Source organism: Leisingera sp. ANG59, from assembly GCF_013317235.1.
In the GTDB taxonomy this organism is placed as follows: domain Bacteria; phylum Pseudomonadota; class Alphaproteobacteria; order Rhodobacterales; family Rhodobacteraceae; genus Leisingera.
On record NZ_WLCM01000006.1, the window covers coordinates 16,200 to 34,803 of the forward strand.

Consider the following 18,604-nt stretch of genomic DNA (forward strand, 5'->3'; position numbering starts at 1 on the left):
AGGGCCACCGGGGCTTGAGTATTTGGGGAAAGATGAAGGAGGGCTTTGCTTAGGCGCGCTCGTCAGCTTTCACCTGGTCCCAGAGCGCGTCCATTTCCGCCAGGTCGCTGTCTTCGGGGCGTTTGCCGCGGGCGGCGAGCTTGGTCTCCACGCCCTCGAAGCGGCGGGTGAATTTGGCGTTGGCGGCGCGCAGGGCGGCTTCGGGCTCAACCCCCAGATGGCGGCCCAGGTTGGCCATCACGAACAAGAGGTCGCCGAATTCTTCCTCGACTTCCGCCTGGGAGAGGCTGTCGCGGGCCTCGACCAGCTCGGCGCATTCCTCGGTGATCTTGGCGATGACATTGTCTGCCGACGGCCAGTCAAAGCCGACCCGGGCGGCACGTTTCTGCAGCTTGTAAGCGCGCAAGAGGGCGGGCAGGCCGACGGCGACCCCGTCCAGCGTGCCCTGCTGCTCCTTGCCGGCGCGCTCGGCGGCCTTGATCGCCTCCCAGTCCCGGGTCTGCTGTTCGGCGGATTTCTCACGGCTTTCGCCGCCGAACACATGCGGGTGGCGGGAGACCATCTTGTCCGACATGGTCCTGACCACGTCCTGGAAGGTGAAGTGGCCCGCCTCCTGCGCCATCCGGGCGTGGAACACGGACTGGAACAGCAGGTCGCCCAGCTCGCCCTTCAGCTCCTCCCAGGCTTCGCGTTCGATTGCGTCGGCAACTTCGTAAGCCTCTTCAATGGTGTAAGGCGCGATGCTGGCGAAATCCTGTTCGATGTCCCAGGGGCAGCCGGTTTCGGGGTCGCGCAGGCGTGCCATGATTTCCAGCAGGCGCTCGATGCCTGCGGTCTGGTCGTGGATCAGGTCTGTTTCTTGCATTGCGGCTGCTCTTGTTCCGGTGTCAGATGCATCATCCCGAGTCTGAAGCAGGAGTCCACCCCAATGCCCGTTGTGAACCGTATTGCCGATTATGCCGAGGAGATGAAGGCCTGGCGGCGGCATCTGCACCAGATCCCGGAACTGGCGCTGGACCTGCCCAAGACGGCAGCCTTCGTGGCGGAGCGGCTGCGGGAGTTCGGGGTGGATGAGCTGCACGAGGGCATCGCGCAGACCGGTATGGTGGCGATCATCAACGGGCAGGGAGAGGGGCCGACGATTGGCCTGCGGGCCGACATGGATGCGCTGCCGATCCCGGAGGAAACCGGGGTTGAATACGCCTCCGGCCATGCGGGTAACATGCATGCCTGCGGCCACGACGGCCATACCGCGATGCTGCTGGGGGCTGCGAAATACCTGGCGGAAACCCGCAACTTCCGGGGCCGGGCTGCGCTGATCTTTCAGCCGGCGGAGGAGGCCATCGGCGGTGCCCGCATCATGGTTGAGGAAGGCATCATGGACCGCTTCGATATCGGCGAGGTCTATGCGCTGCACAATGCGCCGGGGCTGCCCGAAGGTCATTTCCTGACCACGCCGGGCGCCCTGATGGCGGCGGTGGACACCTTCGATATCCACATCCAGGGCAAGGGCGGCCACGGCGCCATGCCGCATGAGACCCGTGATCCGGTGATGGCGGCCTGCGGCATTGCGCAGGCGATCCAGACCATCGTCAGCCGCAATCACCACACACTGGAGGATCTGGTGGTTTCCGTCACCCAGATCCATACCGGCACCGTCGACAACGTGATCCCCGACACCGCCTACATCAACGGCACCGTGCGCACCTTCAACCCGGAGGTGCAGAAGATGGTGATGCGGCGGATGAAGGAGATCGTTGCGGGGCAGGCCGCAAGCTATGGCGTCGAGGCGGAACTGGACTACGAGGTCGGTTACCCCGCGACCTACAACGACGCTGAAAAGACCGGGTTTGCGGTGGAGGTTGCCCGCGAAATCTCCGGCGCGGGCAATGTTGAGGCGGACGGCAGCCGCGAGATGGGGGCGGAGGACTTTGCCTATATGCTGCAGGCGCGGCCGGGTTCCTACCTGTTCCTGGGCCAGGGTGACAGCGCCGGGCTGCATCACCCGAAGTATGACTTTAACGACGCAATCTCGCCGGTGGGGGCGTCCTTCTTCGCCCGGCTGGTGGAGCGCGCGCAGCCGCTGAACGGATAGGGCGCGGCGTGTCTGCACCAGTTCCGCGGGCGCTGGCGCGGCGGCCGCCTCCGCCCTTTGACACGGGTGGCGCAGGTGCTATGCCGGAGCATGCAGCGGCGGGATGCATCCGGCGCGTTGGCGGAAACGTGAGAGACAATGACTGACTTCAATCAACCGATCAGCGGAAACGACCTGGCGCGGTTTTCTGGGCCGAACACCTATATGCGGCTGCCGCAGGCGACCTCGCTGGATGGATTGGATGTGGCAGTGCTGGGCGTTCCGATGGATATCGGAACCTCCTGGCGGTCCGGAACCCGTTTCGGCCCCAAGCAGATCCGCGCCGAGAGCGCGATGCTGCGGCCCTACAACATGGCAACCGGGGCGGCGCCGTTTGACAGCCTGAACATTGCCGACATCGGCGATCTGGCGATCAACACGTTTTCGCTGCCGGATTCGCTCCGGATCATCGAAGAAAGCTATGACGCGATCCTGTCGGGCGGGGTGATCCCGGTGGCGATGGGCGGCGATCATTCGATCACGCTGCCTATCCTGCGCGCGATTGCCAAGAAATACGGCCCCGTGGCGCTGGTGCATGTGGATGCCCATGCCGATGTGAACGACGAGATGTTCGGCGAGCGGGAGACCCATGGCACCGTGTTCCGCCGCGCCTATGAGGAGGGGCTAATCGTCCCGGACAAGACCTATCAGATCGGCATCCGCGGCACCGGCTATGCCGCCACCGATTTTTCCGAGGCGCAGGGCTGGGGGTTCCAGCACTTCCCGGCGCAGGAGCTGTGGAACCGCTCGCTGCACCAGATGGGTGCGGAAATTCGCCGCGATATCGGCAATAGGCCGGTCTATGTCTCCTATGATATTGATAGTCTTGATCCGGCCTATGCGCCGGGCACCGGCACGCCGGAAATCGGCGGGCTGACAACGCCGCAGGCGCTGGAGCTGATCCGGTCCCTGAAGGGGGTCAACATCGTGGGCTGCGATCTTGTGGAGGTGTCGCCGCCTTATGACCCGTCGGGCAACACCGCCCTTGTGGGCGCCAACCTGCTCTATGAGCTGTTGTGCGTGCTGCCGGGCGTGGCAACGAGATAAGCGGTCCGGCCTCACACGGAAGGCCGGCGGAGGGCCGCGCGTGAGGAGGAGGCAAGGGGTGACCTTGAAACCGCGTTGAGGCGGCTGATGCTGCTGGGCTGGCTGCTGCTGGCCGCGATTGTCGCCGGACTGGGGTTCATCCGGCTGGCGCCGAGCGATCCGCTGGACTGGAACACCCAGCCGGAGCTGAGCGAGGACAAGGAGTTCCGCGGCGGCGTTTTCCGGGTGATCCGAACCGGGCCGGAAGGGCTGGAACGGTTCCACCGCATCGCCAGCCACGCGCCGCGCACCAGCGTGCTGGCGGGCGGCCCGGACGATGGCATGGTGACCTATATCACCCGCACCCAGGTGCTGGGCTTTCCCGACTACACCACCGCGGCGCAGGACGGTGATCTGCTGAAGGTCTACGCGAGGCTGCGATTCGGCCGCTCTGACCTGGGGGCTAACAAGGAACGCATCAACAGCTGGCTGGCGGAGATGGAAGAGGGTGCGCAGGCTGTTTCTGCGGGGGAATAATGCGGGGCTCCCGCCTGTTCGCGGGCTTTTGAAAAAGCCCCTTACAGTTGGGCCGGGCGCCGTGCTCTCGCGCGGCGCGGGCTCTTCCGCCTCCGGCGGTAGAGCCTTAGTTTGTTGAGAAGCGCTTCAGGTGCCAGTTGGATTGCACCAGCCAGGGAGGACAAGCCGGTTGGATAATATTGCAGTGCTCGATCTTGGCGACGGCCGGCGGATACACTGCAGGGGTATTGACGCGGCAAAATCCAAGTGGGCCCAGCACTATTCCCGAATCGATGACGCCACTATCGACGTTTTCTATCCGATCAGTCTCGGCGGCGTGGTGGTGACCTATCGCTACGATAGCGAGCTGGAAAAATGGGTTAAGTCAAAATAAGGAGTATCTCCGGGACACCTGCTTTTCTGTGTATGAACCGTAATGCAGCTGGGACGACGCAAATCAGAGCCGCGGCAGCACTGGGGGGCGCCTGAATTGCCAGGCAGCGGGTCCAGCGAGGCCGATAGGCAGCTGCTTTGCACCTCGCGCCACATCGGCACGTTCAGCGACATCTGACATTGCGCCATGAACATGCGGCCGTCAACTTGCAGGCAGCGCAGTTCGCCCAGTTCCACCCGGGCGCCGGATTTGTCGGTGCAGTAACAATCGATGGTCTTGCCGCCTGGCCCCTTCACATCTGCCAGCCCCGTGCTGGGCAGGGTGAGGAGGATTGTGGCAATAAGGGCTCTGGCATGTCGCATGGGTCTAGCATATCACATGGGGGCCACTTGGCCAAAACATGAACAGCAATAGGCGCACCCATGGTCCCCGAAGAACGGCTGGAACAGATCCTGCAGCGGTTTCAGTATCTTGAAGCCGCGATGGCGGATGGTGCCGGGGGCGGGGAAATTGCTGCTTTGGCCAAGGAATATTCCGACCTGCGGCCGGTGGCGGAGCAGGTGACGGCCTACCGCAAGCTGCTGGGCGATCTGGAAGAGGCCGAGTTGATGCTGGCCGATCCGGACATGAAGGATTTGGCCGCGGAGGAGATCCCGGCCTTGAAGGCGGCCATTCCTGAAGCTGAGCACGCACTGCAGCTGGCACTGCTGCCCAAGGACGCGGCGGACAGCCGCCCGGCGATTCTGGAAATCCGCCCCGGCACCGGCGGCGATGAGGCGGCTTTGTTCGCGGGCGACCTGCTGCGCATGTACCAGCGTTATGCCGAGGGGCAGGGCTGGAAGTTCGACATCATCGAGGAGCAGGCAACCGAGCTGGGCGGCATCAAGGAAGTGGTTGCCCATATCAAGGGCGAAAACGTCTTTGCCCGCTTGAAGTACGAATCCGGCGTGCACCGGGTGCAGCGGGTGCCAGCGACCGAAAGCGGCGGGCGGATCCATACATCGGCCGCCACCGTGGCGGTGCTGCCGGAGGCGGAGGATGTGGATATACATATCGACGCCAACGACATTCGTATCGACACCATGCGCGCGTCCGGCGCAGGCGGGCAGCATGTGAACACCACCGACTCGGCGGTGCGGATCACCCACTTGCCGACCGGGCTGGTTGTGACCTCGTCGGAAAAGTCCCAGCACCGCAACCGCGAGATCGCCATGCAGGTGCTGAAGACGCGTCTTTATGACTTGGAACGCCAGCGGATCGACAGCGAACGCTCGGCGGACCGGGCCAGCCAGGTGGGCTCGGGCGACCGGTCCGAGCGCATCCGCACCTACAACTTTCCGCAAGGCCGCATGACCGATCACCGCATCAACATGACGCTTTACAAGCTGGATCAGGTGATGGGCGGTGATCTGGACGAGTTCATCGACGCGCTGACTGCGGACAATCAGGCGCGGCTGCTGGCCGAGATGGGCCAATAGGTATGACTGAGACCGCGGCACAGGCAATGGCGGCAGCAACGGCCAAGCTCCGGGCCGCCGGGGTGCCGGACCCGGCGCGCGATGCTCGGGTGCTGCTGGCGCATGCGGCCAGGATTGAGGCCAGCCGGGTCACGCTGATCGCGCCGGAGGAACTAGCGGCGGAAGTGGCGGAACGCTATGAGCAGCTGATTTCGCTGCGTGCCGTGCGGGTTCCGGTTTCGCATCTGATCGGCGAGCGGGAGTTCTACGGCCGCCGTTTCAAGGTCTCGCGCGATGTGCTGGATCCGCGTCCTGAGACCGAGATCCTGATCGAGGCAGCGCTGGCGGAACCTTACGCACGGGTGCTGGATCTGGGCGTCGGCTCCGGCTGCATTCTGGTGACGCTGTTGGCGGAACGGCAGGAGGCCACCGCGCTGGGGGTCGACATCAGCGAGGCGGCCTGCCTGCAGGCCAGCGCCAACGCGGTGCTGCACCGGGTGGAGGCGCGCGCCGATATCCAGCAATCGGATTGGTTTGAAAACGTTGAGGGGCAGTTTGACCTGATCGTGTCGAACCCGCCCTATATCGCATTGGATGAGATGGAGGGGCTGTCAGCCGAGGTGCGCGGGCATGAGCCGGGCATTGCCCTGACTGATGGCGGGGACGGGCTGGGGGCCTACCGGAAGATTGCCGCACAGGCAGCCGCGCATCTGGCACCGGGCGGGCGGGTGCTGCTGGAAATCGGCCCGTCCCAGGGCCAGGCGGTCAGCGCATTGCTGGAGGCAGCAGGTTTCAGTGGTATCGCGGTGCTGCCGGACCTGGACGGGCGTGACAGGGTGGTACGGGCGCATTCCCCCTCAAATCGCGGATTTTGACGCGGTAAACCGCAGATTCGACCGAAAAAGCTCAGAAAGTTCCTTTGGCCCCCTTGTCTGGCGCTTCGGAACATGGTTACTCAAGATGAGCCGTATAGAGGTGAACGCTTTTCAAGCATTCCCACGGCATCAAGCCCAAAAAGCTAACGATCCGGCGCTGAGGCGCGCTGCACAGGGTCAACGGCGCATTAACTCAAGGCTTATGATAGGCATATGAGATCGTCCAAATCACGTTCACGCTCCAAGTCGAACCGAAATCGCCCGAACGGCGCCAATGTGGTCAACCGGGTGTTCGACAGCTCTGGTCCCGAAGGCAAGGTGCGCGGAACCCCGCAGCAGATCATCGACAAATACAATCAGCTGGCCCGCGATGCGCAGCTGGGCAATGACCGGGTTGCGGCCGAGAACTTTCAGCAGCACGCGGAGCATTACCTGCGGATGCTGAACGAAGCGCAGCGCGAGATCGAGGCGCGCCGCGAGGAGCAGGAGCGCCAGAACCGCGAGCGCCAGGCCGAGCGCGACCGCGAGCGCGCGGAACGGCTGGAGCGTCAGGAGCGCGAGGCGGCAGCCACTGCCGCGGCAGACAGCGACCCGGCCAGCGCGCCCCAGCCGGAGGTGATTGATCCGCGCGGCGACAACGGCAACGGCCAGGACAGCGGCCTCGTCGAAACTCCGGAAAGCCAGAGCGCGGCTCCGGCAGAAGGCGGAGAGGAAGCGGCCCCGAAGAAAGCCCCGGCCCGCAAGCCCCGCGCCCGCAAACCCGCAGCCAAGGCTGAGGGACCTGAAGCGGCAGGCGAGGGCGGCGACGCCCCGGCGCCGAAGAAGCCAAGCCGGCCGCGCGCCAAACCGAAGCCGAAGGCAGAGGATGGCCCGGCAGAAGCCGCCGAGTAAGCCGGTTTCAGTCAGATTTGCAAAACCCCCGGAGCCGCTGGCCCCGGGGGTTTTTCGTGAAGGTGGTCCGCTGTGGCGCCGTTCAGGCCTCGTGGCCAAGCACCCGCAAGTAGCGGCGGACGGCTTCGGGGAAGCCCAGCATCAGGGCGTCGGCAGTCAGGCCATGGCCGATGGAGACTTCGGCCAGATCGGGGATGGCCTGGCGCAGGCCGGGGAGATTTTCCACGGTCAGGTCATGGCCTGCGTTCATCATCAGCGCGCCGTTGCCGTCCGCGGCCAACGCGCGGGCGGCGTCGGCGGTGTCCTTGATCTTGCCAAGCTCCTGCGCAACGGCGCCGGACGTGGTTTGTTCTGCGTAGGGGCCGGTATAGAACTCGATCCGGTCGGCACCCGCCTGCCGCGCCAGCGCGGGGTCAGCCGGGCTGGCGTCCACGAAGTAGGAGACCCGGATGCCGGCTGCCTTGAACTCCTCGGCGATGGGTAGGAGCATTTCGCCGTCGGCGGCAAAGTCCCAGCCGTGGTCGGAGGTGGACTGTTCCGGGGTGTCAGGAACCAGTGTCACCTGATGCGGCTTGTTTTCCAGCACCAGGTCGATGAAATGGCGGGTCGGGTAGCCCTCGATGTTGAACTCGGCCTGCGGGAATTCCTCGGCGATCAGCCGCGCCAGGGCGGGCAGGTCGGAAAAGCGGATGTGGCGCTCATCCGGGCGCGGATGCACGGTGATGCCGTGGGCGCCGGCCTGCAGGATGGCGCGGGAGATGTCGATCAGGTCGGGCCAGGGCACCTCGCGACGGTTGCGCAAATAGGCGACCGCGTTGACGTTCACGGACAGGAGGGTCGGGCGCGGGGCGACGGGCTGGGTCATCGGGAAATCATGCTCCGGCAAGTTCTTTGGGGAATGAGGATCAGGCCTTGGCCACTTCGCGGGCCAGGGCGCAGAAGGCCTCCAGGCTCACCTGCTCGGCACGCTCAGTCGGAGGGATGCCTGCCGCCGTCAGATGCGCCTCGATATCGGGCGAGATGCCCTTGAGCGAGGCACGCAGCATCTTGCGGCGCTGGTTGAAGGCGGCGGCCACCACGCGGGACAGGATCGCGGCGTCGGCCGGGAAACGCGGTTCCGGCAGGGCGTCCAGATGCACCACGGCGCTGGAGACCTTGGGCGGCGGGGTGAAGGCGCCTGGGGGCAGCGACAGCACGATCTTTGCATCCGCGCGCCACTGCGCCAGGATCGCCAGGCGGCCATAGGCCTTGGTGCCGGGCTGCGCGACGATGCGCTCGGCCACCTCTCGCTGGAACATCAGGGTGAGGCTCTGCCAGAACGGCGGCCATGCCTTGGGCGTCAGCCAGCGCACCAGAAGTTCGGTGCCGACGTTGTAGGGCAGGTTGGCAGCGATGCGGATCGGCGGAGTGAGATGCTCCAGCGGGTCGATTTCCAGCGCGTCGCCGTTGATGACGTCGAAGCGGCCCGGATAGGCATCCGCGATCTCTTGCAGTGCGGGCAGGCAGCGCTGGTCCTTCTCCACCGCCAGCACGCGGCGGGCACCTTCGGCCAGCAGGCCGCGGGTCAGGCCGCCGGGGCCGGGGCCGATCTCCAGCACGTCGCAGCCGGTGAGGTCGCCTGCCTGGCGGGCGATCTTGGCGGTGAGGTTGAGGTCCAGAAGGAAGTTCTGGCCCAGCGATTTGCGCGCCGACAGCTGATGGGTGGCGATCACCTCACGCAGGGGAGGGAGAGAGTCGATGGCGCTCATGTCATCTGGACCTTGGGACAGGGCGCGGGGGGCGCGCCGGAATTTTCATGCCTCCGGCGGGGATATTTGCCGCCAGTAGAAGAATCAAGTGCTGGCGGCCATGGCTTGCGCCAGCTTCAGCGCCTCGATCAGGCTGGAGGGGTTGGCCTGACCGGTGCCTGCGATGTCGAAGGCGGTGCCGTGATCGGGGGAGGTGCGGATGAAGGGCAACCCCAGGGTCACGTTGACGCTGCGGTCGAAGTCCAGCGTCTTGATCGGGATCAGCGCCTGGTCGTGGTACATGCAGACGGCCGCGTCGTAGCGCGCACGGGCGGCGGCATGGAACATGGTGTCGGCGGGGTGCGGACCGGTGATGTTCAACCCTTCATTCTGCATCTCAACGACCAGCGCGTTGATCCAGTCGAGTTCTTCGCGGCCCATGGCGCCGCCTTCGCCTGCGTGCGGGTTGAGGCCCGCAACCGCGATGCGCGGCGCGGCGATGCCGAACTGGCCGCGCAGGCCTGCGGCGGTAATTTCAACGGTTTCGCGCAGGAGGCCCGGGGTCAGCACCGTTGGCACGTCCGACAGGGCAATGTGGATGGTGGCAGGCACCACCCGCAGCTGCTCGCTGGCCAGCATCATCACCACGCGGTCCCGGCCCGCAAGAGACGCGAGGAACTCGGTATGGCCGGGGTAAGCAAATCCTGCGCCGTCAATCAGCGCTTTCTTGTGGATGGGGGCGGTGCAAAGGGCAGAGGCTTCACTTTGCTGGACCAGCCGCACGGCGGTTTCGATGGATTGGATGACTCCGGCGGCATTGGCCGGGTCAGCAGTCCCCTTCGCGGCGCTGCCGCCGAAGGCGAGCGGCATCACGGGGAAGTGGTCCGCGCAGGCTGCCGCGGCCTCTGCCGGGGCGGCGATTTCCTTGACCGGGGTGCCGGCGGGCAGGTGGCGCGGGTCGCCGATCCAGAAGAACGGGCAGGCGGCGCGCAGGGTTTCCCAGGCCTTGACGGCGATCTCCGGGCCGATGCCTGCGGGTTCACCGCAGCTGAGAGCAATAGGCCCGGAGGAGGTCATTTGATGTCGATCCGGGCGTCTGCGCGCAGCTGTTCCAGGAAACTGTCAGTCAGCGAAGTCAGCCGCTGCCCGGTAAGCGCATTGGCCACGGTTTCGCGGTTGGCGCCTTCACCGAGGTCGGCGGTGCGGCCGCAAAGCATCAGAACCATCAGCGTCTGGCCGTTGTTGCGGGTCAGCGCGGTGGAGGTTTCGCTGGGGTCGAGCTTGGCAAGTTCCAGCGCGATGTCGCGGGGGATGTCCGCGGGGGGCAGGCTTTGGATGTCCAGCACCGAAGGGTCCTGGCCCTGCGCCAGGCCGTAAAAGTCTTCGCAGGTGTCGACGCTGTTCACGACCTGCTGCGCTGCCGCCAGGCTTTCCGGTGTTCGCCCGCCGGGCAGGTAGTAGGTGGCGTATTCGATTGCGGTATAGCGCGGAGCGGCGCCCTCGACCTCACGCACGCCGCGCATCTGGAACAGTGCGACGGCGTTCTGCAGCGGCAGCGGTTCGGAAATCTCACCCGGCTTCAGCGCCAGTACGATTTCCTGCAGCTGGGGCGGCAGTTTGGTCAGCGGCATCCACGGCAGGCGGCCGCCCTCGTTGCGGCTGGCTGCGGCGGAGTACTGAGTGGCTGCGGCGGCAAAACTGTCGTAGCCCTTGAGCCGCGAAACCTGCTCGATCAGCTCTTCGACCTGGGCGGCGTTCTGCTCGTTGATCGGTACGATGAATTCACTCAGCAGCACTTGGACGCTGCCGGTGCCCGCGCTGCCCATCGCGCGGTCGATCTCCTCGGGCGTGGGGCGGGCCTGGGACAGGAAGCGGGCGCGGGAGTATTCGCGCCAGCCCAGGCCGATCTTAGTGAAATCGCGCACGGTCTGCGGGGCGACGCCCTGTTGCTGAAGCGCGGTCAGGAAGTCGTTCAGCGACAGGTTGGCGCGGCCCGCCAGTTCTTCCATGCCGGCGGTCACATCCTCGTCGGAGAGTTCAATCCCCGCCTGTTCCAGCACTTCCAGTTTGAGGCGGTCGTTGATCAGCTCATCGCGGGCGGTTTCCAGCGGGTCGCCCGGAACCCGCAGCGCGGACTGGAAGCGGGCGCGCTGTTCCAGCTCGTAGCGGGTGATGACCTCGTCATTCACGGTGATAGCGGGGGCAAAAAGGTTCTGTGCCCCGGCCGGCAGGCCGGTCAGGGAAAGACCCGCGGCCAGCGCCAGTGCGGCTGCGGACTTGAGAGCACGGGAAAGGAAGGGAGCCGGGAACCGGGTATTCACGTCTTGCTGCATGACCGCCTGTACTGTTTGTTGCCGCTCTTCACGGAGAAACCGCTGAGCGAGATGGTAAAGCCGAAATCCGTTGTTGGCTCAACACTTGTTGTAGAGGTATAGCGGCGGTTGACCGAAAGGTCGACCGTTACGCATTCGTTCTGGTAGGCCAGACCCAGGCCTGCCCGGGTCGCACGGGCGCCGGAAATGTCGTAGCGCAGCCGGGCGCTGGCAGACCAGGTGGGATTGATGTCGTAGCGCCCGTCGACCCAGATTTCCGAGCTTTCCTCTGTCCGGTCCTCGTCCGGGTCGGTGCCGAGCCACAGGTAGGTGCCGGAAAGGCTGGAGCGGTCCGAGTGCCATTCGCCACGGACTTCGGCCTTGGAGAAGTTCAGCGAGCCATTCAGCAGACCGCGGGTGGAGATCGCCAGACCGTCGCCGAATTTGATCTGGCCGGCCAGCAGAAGATCTGACGAAGTGCCGCTGAGCCCCGAACTTTTGGTGAAACGGGTGTCGCCCTCGCTGCGCAACACCTGGCCGATAGTTGCGTAGGCCTGCCAGCCGTGGGGAGAGTAGCGTGCCCAATTGGCGCCATAGACCAGAGTAAATCCGTCCTCGCGGGCATCGGTTGCCGGGAAACGGGACAGCGACAACAGGTTGCCCTGGTCGAACTCGACAAACCTGCTTTCCTCGCTGACCACATCGCCGCTGCCTTCGTTGCGCCAGCCCAGCTGCAGGATCGGCTCCAGATACTGGATGGCACCATTGACCTCGCGGCGGGTCATGGGCAAGCGGAAGGTCATTGCACCACGGGGCGTCAGGCGGGTGACTTCGTCGGTGAAGTAGGCATCATCATATGCTCTGGAGGCGTCTGCCGCGGTGCCCAGCTCCGCTTCTGCCAAGACCCCGTAGCCTAGTATCCAGGTGCGGTGCCAGCTCAGGTCAGCGGTCAGCCGGACCACGTCCCGGCCGGTGGCGGAGTCCTCGCTCAGCCCGTCGCCCCGGTTTGTTGAGCGCCTGTAACGCCCGTTTCCTTCAAGCGTCAGCCGGATTTCTCCACCCGTAAGGCTGGGGAAATAGCGTTTCTGAAAAAGCGCTTCGGGAATGCCGGAGGGGATCTCGTCGGGGTCTTCGCTGGAACGGAGGGTTTTGTAGTGGGTTAGCGATGCGCGGAGCAAGCTGTCCCTGCGGACCCTTGACAGCTCGAGCCTGGACCGCAGCCGGTCGAGGTCAGGCAGGCCGTAGTCCGCCAGATAGGCATCGTCTGAAACCATCTTTGCGTCGAAGGTCAGGCGGTAGTCGCGCGGCAATTCGAACTGGCCTGTTCCGAAGATGTAGCCGCGGTCCTGATCCGGGTACAGATCGTCGCGCGTATAGGCACCGTTGAACTCGATGCGGCCGCGTTGGAAGGCCTGTCGGTAACGCAGGTCCAGGGTTTTTGTGCTGGACGAAATATAGGGCGCCAGGGTCAGGTCCCTGTGCGGGCCGAGCGTGAAGAAATAGGGGATCTTCAGCCCGGTGCCAAGGTTCGAAGTCGAGCGAACCGAGGGAACCAGAAAACCATTGGCCCGTTCCAGAGAGGGGTCTGGCAGGCGGATTGCTGGAAAATAGAAAACCGGCACGTCCAGCACTCGCAGCTGGGCACTTTCAAAATAGAGCTGCCGTTCCTGCTGGTCGTGGGTCACCCGTTCGGCGCGGATCTGCCAGAGCGGCGGGCGGCCGTCATCGCAGACATCGCAGGAGGTGACGGCGGTCTTGTAAAGCTGCGTGTAGCGGCCGCTGACGCGGGTCATCTGCAGTGAGGCCAGCTGCAGCTGCTGTTGGAACACCATGCGTGCGCCGGTCAGCAGGCCGTTGCGCAGATCCTGATCTAGCTCGGCGGCATTGGCCAGAATGGTGAAGTCGCCGTTCTGGTCAATGCGGATCGGGCCTTCGATCTGCAGGGTGCCGGTGGTCCGGTCAAAGATGATCTTTTGCGCGCGCAGTCGGATATTGCCCTGGAAGGCTTCCACATTGCCTTCTGCCACAAGTGTCCGGTCCGGGGTGATGAACACCTGGTCGGCGACAAGCATTGCAGGCTGGGCCGGATCCGGCGGCGTCGCAGTCTGAGCCTGAGGGGCCGCAGAAGACAGCGCCAGCCAGGGCAGTACAGCGGTAATAAGCAGCGCCCGGCGCAAGTTACCCGTCTTCGGCATGTAGTAGCAGTCCCAAAGTCAAAAGTATCGCGGCAGCGGGCGGCGCCCAGGCGGCCAGCACCACCGGGATTTGCCCGTTCTCGCCAAGGATTTGCGCGAAATTTCGGATGAAATAAAGCCCGAAACCCAGCAGCACTGCCATCAGCACAGCGAGGCCGGTGCCGCCAAAGCGGGCATGCCGCATGGTGAAGGATGCGCCGACCAGCACCATTGCAATCAGAAACAGGGGGCGGGCAAGTTCCGCCTGCAGCCGGACTTCATAACGCTTGGTTGTAAAACCGGCGGCTGACAGTTCACGGATGGTGGAAGGCAGGTCATAGATCGAAATGCCGCTGGCGCTGCCCAGCGTACCCCGGATGCGGTCTGTGGTCAGCGTGGTTGGCAGCCGAAGCTCTTTATGCCGGGCAGCGCCGGTTTCGGAATTGATGCCGGCGGCCAGCGGCCAGGCCTTGGCGTTGGTCAGGACCCACTGACTGCCGTCCAGCCGTGCCGTTTCGGCTGTTATGCGGCGCACCGGTACGCCAGCGTTGGTGTAGGCATGGATCGAAACGTCAATCAGGGTGATGTCAGCAGCGTCGCCACTGTAACCTTTGGCGTGGATGACCGACTGGCCCCGGGCGCCGCCCTGGCGCAGCCAAAGGCCCTCGCCGCTCAATGACAAGGCGGAGGGCCCGCCGTTGTGATAGGTCTCTGCCAGATCCTGATAGCGGTTGGCGGTGGCGGCTGCGATGGGATTCAGCATGGTGACAGCCAGGCCGCCGATGGCTGCCGCCACCAGCACTGGTGCTGCCAGCGCACGGATGCCGGACCGGCCGATGGCACGGGTCACCACCAGCTCGCTGCTGCGGGCCAGGCCAACAAACAGCACGATGGTCGACAGGATCATGATCAGCGGCAGAAATTCACTGAGTGCTGCCGGGATGTTCAGCAGGGTCAGCCCAACCAGCTGCGCCAGGCTGAGCTCGATAGACTCGAACCGGCGGATCTGTTCGTTCAGGTCGATCAGCACCACCAGTGTCATCAGCACCGCAACAATCACCAGAAACCATTGCAGGAAACGGCGCGCATAGTAGAGATCCAGCTTCATGCCAAGGTCTCCGGTGCCGTTGCCCGGATCCGTTTGGGGCGGGCGGACAGAATCAGAAAGGCCAGCGCCACCGCCAAGCCTAGCAGGGTGGGCAGATAGATCAGCGGCCAAAGGTTGGGATTTTGAAGAACAGGTTCGGAAACCACTCCGCGCAGGCCTTCAACAAAGATCAGGATAACAAAGGCCAGCATCGCCTGCCGCCAGACGCCAAAACGCGAGAATGTCCCAAGCATTAATGCGGAGAATCCAATCAGCGTTACCGCAATGCAGACCAGCGCGCGGGCGAAGCGCAGGTGCAGTTCTTCGGCCTGGGCGCCGGCGGAGTAACCATCGCTTTGGGTGACAGCCGCGGTGCTGTTCATCAGTTCCAGGCTGGGAATGGCGCGAATGTTGCGGGGCGGGTTCTCAGCTTGGCGGGCCAGGGAGCTGATATCATATGAGAAATCGGAAAAGAACGTGGTCGAGAGCCGTTGCGACTTGTTGTCGAGCCGCTGCGCCATGCCTTCCACCATGATCATGTGCGCGCTTTCGCCGTCGCGTACAAGAAACGCGTGGTTGCCGGTGTATGTGACTGTCACTTCCGGGTCGCGGCGATCCGAAAGGAAAACATCTTTCAGGGTGCCGTCCGGCTCGATCTGCCGGATGTAGAAGGTGACACCATCAGCGGGATGCAGGAAATCGCCTTCGCTCAGCAGTTTGGCGGTGATGTTGCGCGAGATTTCGCTTTCGCGCAGTTCCAGCTGGCTGATCGAGGCTGGCAGCAGGTAATGCGTCAGCGCCGACATCATCAGCGCGGTGATGAGGCCGAATACAAATGCCGGCCGGGCCATTTGCCAGGGGCTGGTCCCGGTGGCGCGCAGCACGGTCAGCTCGCTTTCACTGTTCAGCCGGTTGGTGACCCAGACCGCGGCGCCGAAGGCGGCAATTGGCAACACCATGCGGATCAGGTTAGGCAGGGTGAGCGCGGTGAACTCCAGGAATACCAGCGCGGACTGCCCGTTGCCGATCAGCGTGTCAAACAGGACAACGGCCCGGTTGACCCAGAACACGGCCACCAGAATCAGGGCAAAGAAGCCGAAGAAGAGCAGATACTGTGACAGCACATATCTGTCGTAGCGTGACACCCGATCCCCCCAGATCTTGCCATTGTTGTTTTGGCGGACCTTAGTGGATTTGACTGGCGGGGAAAACTGCATTCTCGCCCGGCCCGGCAATCGGCGGCGGACCGCAGGTGTCGGCCTGCGCAACCGGGTCTTTCCAACCGCCGCTCTGCAGGATACCTCTGGTGCCAAGAACCAAATGATTTTCAGCAGGAGCGCGCGCATATGACCAGCCTCACCCCGATCCGTTTTGCCGAATACGACCCCAAGGCGATGGCAGAGATGACCGGCCGGGTTGCGGTCATGGTGACGCCGGACGGCAGCTTGGACCAGGCTGCGCGCAGCGCCAACCGGATGGCCAAAGGCGCGATCGCGAGGCTGATCGACTCGGTCGGGTTCAAAAAGGCGAAGGCAGGGGATGTGATATCGCTGAACTGGCCCGCGGGCATGAAGGCGGAGGCACTGGACGTGCTGGTGCTGCCGCGCAAGCTGACGCCGGTGGAAGCGCGCCAGGCGGGCGCCAAGCTGGTGAAGGCGGCCGCTGGCAAGCGGCTGACCGTTATGGCCGGCAGCATGAACAAGGCCGCGGATCTGGCCATGGGAATGGCCTTGCGGGACTATACCTTTGACAACCACAAATCGCCGAAGGACGACAAGCCGGAGGGCGAAGTGGTGATTGCTTCCAAGTCGCCGGCGGAACTGGAGGCCGCCTGCGCACCGCTGCTGGCGGTGGCCGAGGGGGTGCATATGACCCGGGATCTGGTCAATGAGCCCGCAAACGTCCTGACCACCACGGAATTTGCCCGCCGCATTGAGGAAATGAAAGAGATCGGCCTGGAGGTCGAGATCCTGGAGGAGGCAGACCTTGAAAAACTGGGCATGCGCACGCTGCTGAGCGTCGGGCAAGGCTCCGACAGCCCGTCCAAAGTGGCGGTGATGCAATGGAAGGGCGGCGCCAAGGATGCCGCGCCGCTGGCACTGGTCGGCAAGGGCGTGGTGTTCGACACTGGCGGCATTTCCCTGAAGCCCGCCGCCGGCATGGAAGAGATGACCATGGATATGGGCGGCGCAGGCGTCGTGGCCGGTGCCATGCGGGCGCTGGCGCTGCGCAAGGCCAAGGCAAATGTGGTTGGCCTGGTTGGTCTCGTAGAAAACATGCCGTCGGGCAATGCCACCCGCCCGGGCGACGTGGTGAAATCGATGAAGGGCGACACCGTCGAGATCATCAACACCGATGCCGAGGGCCGTTTGGTGCTGTGCGACGTCCTTTGGTACGCGCAGGAGCGGTTCAAGCCCGCGGGTGTGATTGACCTGGCAACCCTGACCGGCGCGATCATCATCGGGCTCGGGCATGAAAATGCCGGCGTGTTCTCCAACGACGATGATCTCTGCAATGCCTTCCTGAAGGCCGCCAAGGCGGAGGACGAGGGCGCCTGGCGGATGCCCTTGGGCAAAGCTTATGACGAGCAGCTGAAATCGCGCATCGCCGACATGAAGAACGTGGGCGGCCGTCCTGCGGGTTCGATCACCGCGGCGCAGTTCCTGCAGCGGTTCATCAAGGACGATATGCCGTGGATCCACTTGGATATCGCCGGTGTAGCTTCGGTCAGCAAAGACACGGACTTTGCGCCCAAAGGCGCCACTGGCTGGGGCGTAATGGCGCTGAACCGGCTGGTCTCGGACAAGTTCGAGGCGGAATAAGCACCAATGGGGGCCGCCTATTTCTATCATCTGACGCGCAGGCCGCTGGAGGAGACCCTGCCGGTGCTTCTGGACAAGGCGCGGGGGGCGGGCTGGCGCATTGCGGTGCGCGGGCGCGACCCGGAGCGCATGGCCTGGCTGGATGACCGCCTGTGGCAGGGGGCGGAGGAGAGCTTTCTGGCCCATGGCCTGGCGGGCGGCCCCCATGACGCGCTGCAGCCCATCCTGCTGACAGCAGGGCTGGAAGCGGCCAATAATCCTGAATGCGTGATGGCGGTCGATGGCGCCGCCGTCAGCGCAGAGGAAGTGCAGGCGCTGAGCCGTGTCTGCATCCTGTTTGACGGCACCGATCCCGAGGCCGTCCAGCACGCCCGCACCCAGTGGAAGTCCCTGACTGATGCGGGCTGTTCCGCCCAGTACTGGTCCGAGGAAAGCGGCCGCTGGGAAAAGAAGGCCGAGAAATAGGCGGAAATCCGGTGGCGATGTCTGGTGTTGGCGAAAAATCGCCGACGGCCTGTGTGAATTGTTTCACAAGGGCAGCAAATGCTCGATTTTTTGTCACTCGGCCTTTATCCCTGCCAGCACAATAACCGGACCACCGGAAAAACAACCAGGACACTGGGGGGACAGATGGAATTTGGACGTGCGGTCAAGCGGCTGCGGCTGCTTTCTATTGCCGGCGCTGGCCTTCTTTTTCTGGCCAATTGCGGCGACATGCAGAACGGACCAGTAAGCCGGGCAGAGGCTGAGGCCGCGCGGCTGGAATATGCGGTTCAGGAAGTTCAGTACCTGCAATCCAAGGGTCGCCGCGTGTGGTGCGTACCCTTTGCCCGCAATGCCAGCGGGATCGAGATCTTCGGCAATGCCAAGACCTGGTGGTCGCAGGCAAAGGGTCAGTTTGCCCGCAGCAGGGAGCCGCAGCCCGGCGCCGTGATGGCGTTCAGCGCCACCCGCTCCAACCCGCTGGGTCATGTTGCTGTTGTGTCCAAGGTCGAGGATGCGCGCAGAATCCGGGTCAACCACGCCAATTGGCACCGCAACAAGATCTCGCTGGGCATGGCTGTGATTGATGTGTCTGAAAAGAACGACTGGTCCGCGGTCCGCCTGGAGAGCTATCCGGGCGCGTTCGGGCGGGTCTATCCCGTCAAGGGGTTCATTGCAGCAGAGCCTGGCAACGGATAGAACCGCT

The 18,604-nt window shown here is 64.2% G+C and carries 18 protein-coding genes and 1 pseudogene; 10 read left to right on the top strand and 9 right to left on the bottom strand.

All coding sequences use genetic code 11. The features are described 5' to 3' along the window. Positions 1-49: 49 nt before the first annotated feature. Positions 50-865, bottom strand: coding sequence for a nucleoside triphosphate pyrophosphohydrolase (gene mazG / locus GKC28_RS07465; protein WP_174146284.1), 816 nt, complete (start codon positions 863-865; stop codon positions 50-52). 63 nt (positions 866-928) lie between these two features. On the opposite strand from mazG, the gene GKC28_RS07470 reads away from it, so the two are divergent. From GKC28_RS07470 to GKC28_RS07485, 4 genes are all read left to right on the top strand, one after another. Next, positions 929-2,095, top strand: a complete 1,167-nt coding sequence (locus tag GKC28_RS07470; RefSeq protein WP_174146285.1) for a M20 aminoacylase family protein — start codon at positions 929-931, stop codon at positions 2,093-2,095. A 138-nt stretch (positions 2,096-2,233) separates the two neighbouring features. Beyond that, a complete protein-coding gene (speB, locus tag GKC28_RS07475) occupies positions 2,234-3,181 on the top strand; it encodes an agmatinase (RefSeq protein WP_174146286.1) in 948 nt (315 codons plus the stop codon). A gap of 75 nt (positions 3,182-3,256) precedes the next feature. Next, on the top strand, positions 3,257-3,697 hold the full coding sequence (locus GKC28_RS07480; protein WP_174146287.1) for a DUF1499 domain-containing protein: 441 nt from the start codon (positions 3,257-3,259) through the stop codon (positions 3,695-3,697). 169 nt (positions 3,698-3,866) lie between these two features. Then, a complete protein-coding gene (locus GKC28_RS07485; RefSeq protein ID WP_174146288.1) occupies positions 3,867-4,070 on the top strand; it encodes a hypothetical protein in 204 nt (67 codons plus the stop codon). A gap of 113 nt (positions 4,071-4,183) precedes the next feature. On the opposite strand, the pseudogene GKC28_RS26350 reads toward GKC28_RS07485, so the two are convergent. Then, a pseudogene (locus tag GKC28_RS26350) lies at positions 4,184-4,432 on the bottom strand (hypothetical protein); the annotation flags it as partial. A 60-nt stretch (positions 4,433-4,492) separates the two neighbouring features. Between GKC28_RS26350 and prfA the strand changes: the two are divergent. The 3 genes from prfA (at position 4,493) to GKC28_RS07500 (ending at position 7,293) form a co-directional block, all read left to right on the top strand. Next, on the top strand, positions 4,493-5,548 hold the full coding sequence (gene prfA, locus GKC28_RS07490) for a peptide chain release factor 1 (protein ID WP_174146289.1): 1,056 nt from the start codon (positions 4,493-4,495) through the stop codon (positions 5,546-5,548). A 2-nt stretch (positions 5,549-5,550) separates the two neighbouring features. Beyond that, a complete protein-coding gene (gene prmC, locus GKC28_RS07495) occupies positions 5,551-6,402 on the top strand; it encodes a peptide chain release factor N(5)-glutamine methyltransferase (RefSeq protein ID WP_174146290.1) in 852 nt (283 codons plus the stop codon). Positions 6,403-6,615: 213 nt separating this feature from the next. Further along, complete coding sequence (locus tag GKC28_RS07500; RefSeq protein WP_174146291.1) at positions 6,616-7,293, top strand: DUF4167 domain-containing protein; 678 nt, start codon at positions 6,616-6,618, stop codon at positions 7,291-7,293. Between the two features lie 82 nt (positions 7,294-7,375). Here GKC28_RS07500 and GKC28_RS07505 read toward each other — a convergent pair whose 3' ends face one another. The 7 genes from GKC28_RS07505 to lptF all read right to left on the bottom strand — a co-directional run bounded on the left by GKC28_RS07505 (position 7,376) and on the right by lptF (position 15,738). Next, a complete protein-coding gene (locus GKC28_RS07505; protein ID WP_174146292.1) occupies positions 7,376-8,158 on the bottom strand; it encodes a pyridoxine 5'-phosphate synthase in 783 nt (260 codons plus the stop codon). A 40-nt stretch (positions 8,159-8,198) separates the two neighbouring features. Then, on the bottom strand, positions 8,199-9,041 hold the full coding sequence (gene rsmA, locus GKC28_RS07510) for a 16S rRNA (adenine(1518)-N(6)/adenine(1519)-N(6))-dimethyltransferase RsmA (protein WP_174146293.1): 843 nt from the start codon (positions 9,039-9,041) through the stop codon (positions 8,199-8,201). A gap of 84 nt (positions 9,042-9,125) precedes the next feature. Next, positions 9,126-10,097, bottom strand: coding sequence for a 4-hydroxythreonine-4-phosphate dehydrogenase PdxA (gene pdxA, locus GKC28_RS07515; protein ID WP_174146294.1), 972 nt, complete (start codon positions 10,095-10,097; stop codon positions 9,126-9,128). Then, the gene (locus GKC28_RS07520; protein ID WP_174146295.1) at positions 10,094-11,353 is read right to left on the bottom strand and encodes a peptidylprolyl isomerase; all 1,260 of its coding nucleotides are present in this window, start codon (positions 11,351-11,353) and stop codon (positions 10,094-10,096) included. The genes pdxA and GKC28_RS07520 overlap by 4 nt, the downstream gene beginning before the upstream one ends. After that, positions 11,338-13,527, bottom strand: a complete 2,190-nt coding sequence (lptD, locus tag GKC28_RS07525) for an LPS-assembly protein LptD (protein WP_174146296.1) — start codon at positions 13,525-13,527, stop codon at positions 11,338-11,340. Before lptD ends, GKC28_RS07520 begins: the two co-directional genes overlap by 16 nt. Next, positions 13,511-14,614 (bottom strand): LPS export ABC transporter permease LptG, encoded by a 1,104-nt coding sequence (lptG, locus tag GKC28_RS07530; RefSeq protein WP_174146297.1) that lies wholly within the window; start codon positions 14,612-14,614, stop codon positions 13,511-13,513. Before lptG ends, lptD begins: the two co-directional genes overlap by 17 nt. After that, complete coding sequence (gene lptF, locus GKC28_RS07535) at positions 14,611-15,738, bottom strand: LPS export ABC transporter permease LptF (protein WP_174146298.1); 1,128 nt, start codon at positions 15,736-15,738, stop codon at positions 14,611-14,613. The genes lptG and lptF overlap by 4 nt, the downstream gene beginning before the upstream one ends. A 201-nt stretch (positions 15,739-15,939) precedes the next feature. Here lptF and GKC28_RS07540 point away from each other — a divergent pair, with 201 nt between their 5' ends. The 3 genes from GKC28_RS07540 (at position 15,940) to GKC28_RS07550 (ending at position 18,597) form a co-directional block, all read left to right on the top strand. Then, complete coding sequence (locus tag GKC28_RS07540) at positions 15,940-17,415, top strand: leucyl aminopeptidase (protein ID WP_174146299.1); 1,476 nt, start codon at positions 15,940-15,942, stop codon at positions 17,413-17,415. Positions 17,416-17,421: 6 nt separating this feature from the next. Next, positions 17,422-17,880 (top strand): DNA polymerase III subunit chi, encoded by a 459-nt coding sequence (locus GKC28_RS07545; RefSeq protein WP_174146300.1) that lies wholly within the window; start codon positions 17,422-17,424, stop codon positions 17,878-17,880. A gap of 165 nt (positions 17,881-18,045) precedes the next feature. Next, a complete protein-coding gene (locus GKC28_RS07550; protein ID WP_174146301.1) occupies positions 18,046-18,597 on the top strand; it encodes a CHAP domain-containing protein in 552 nt (183 codons plus the stop codon). The last annotated feature ends 7 nt before the right edge of the window (positions 18,598-18,604 follow it).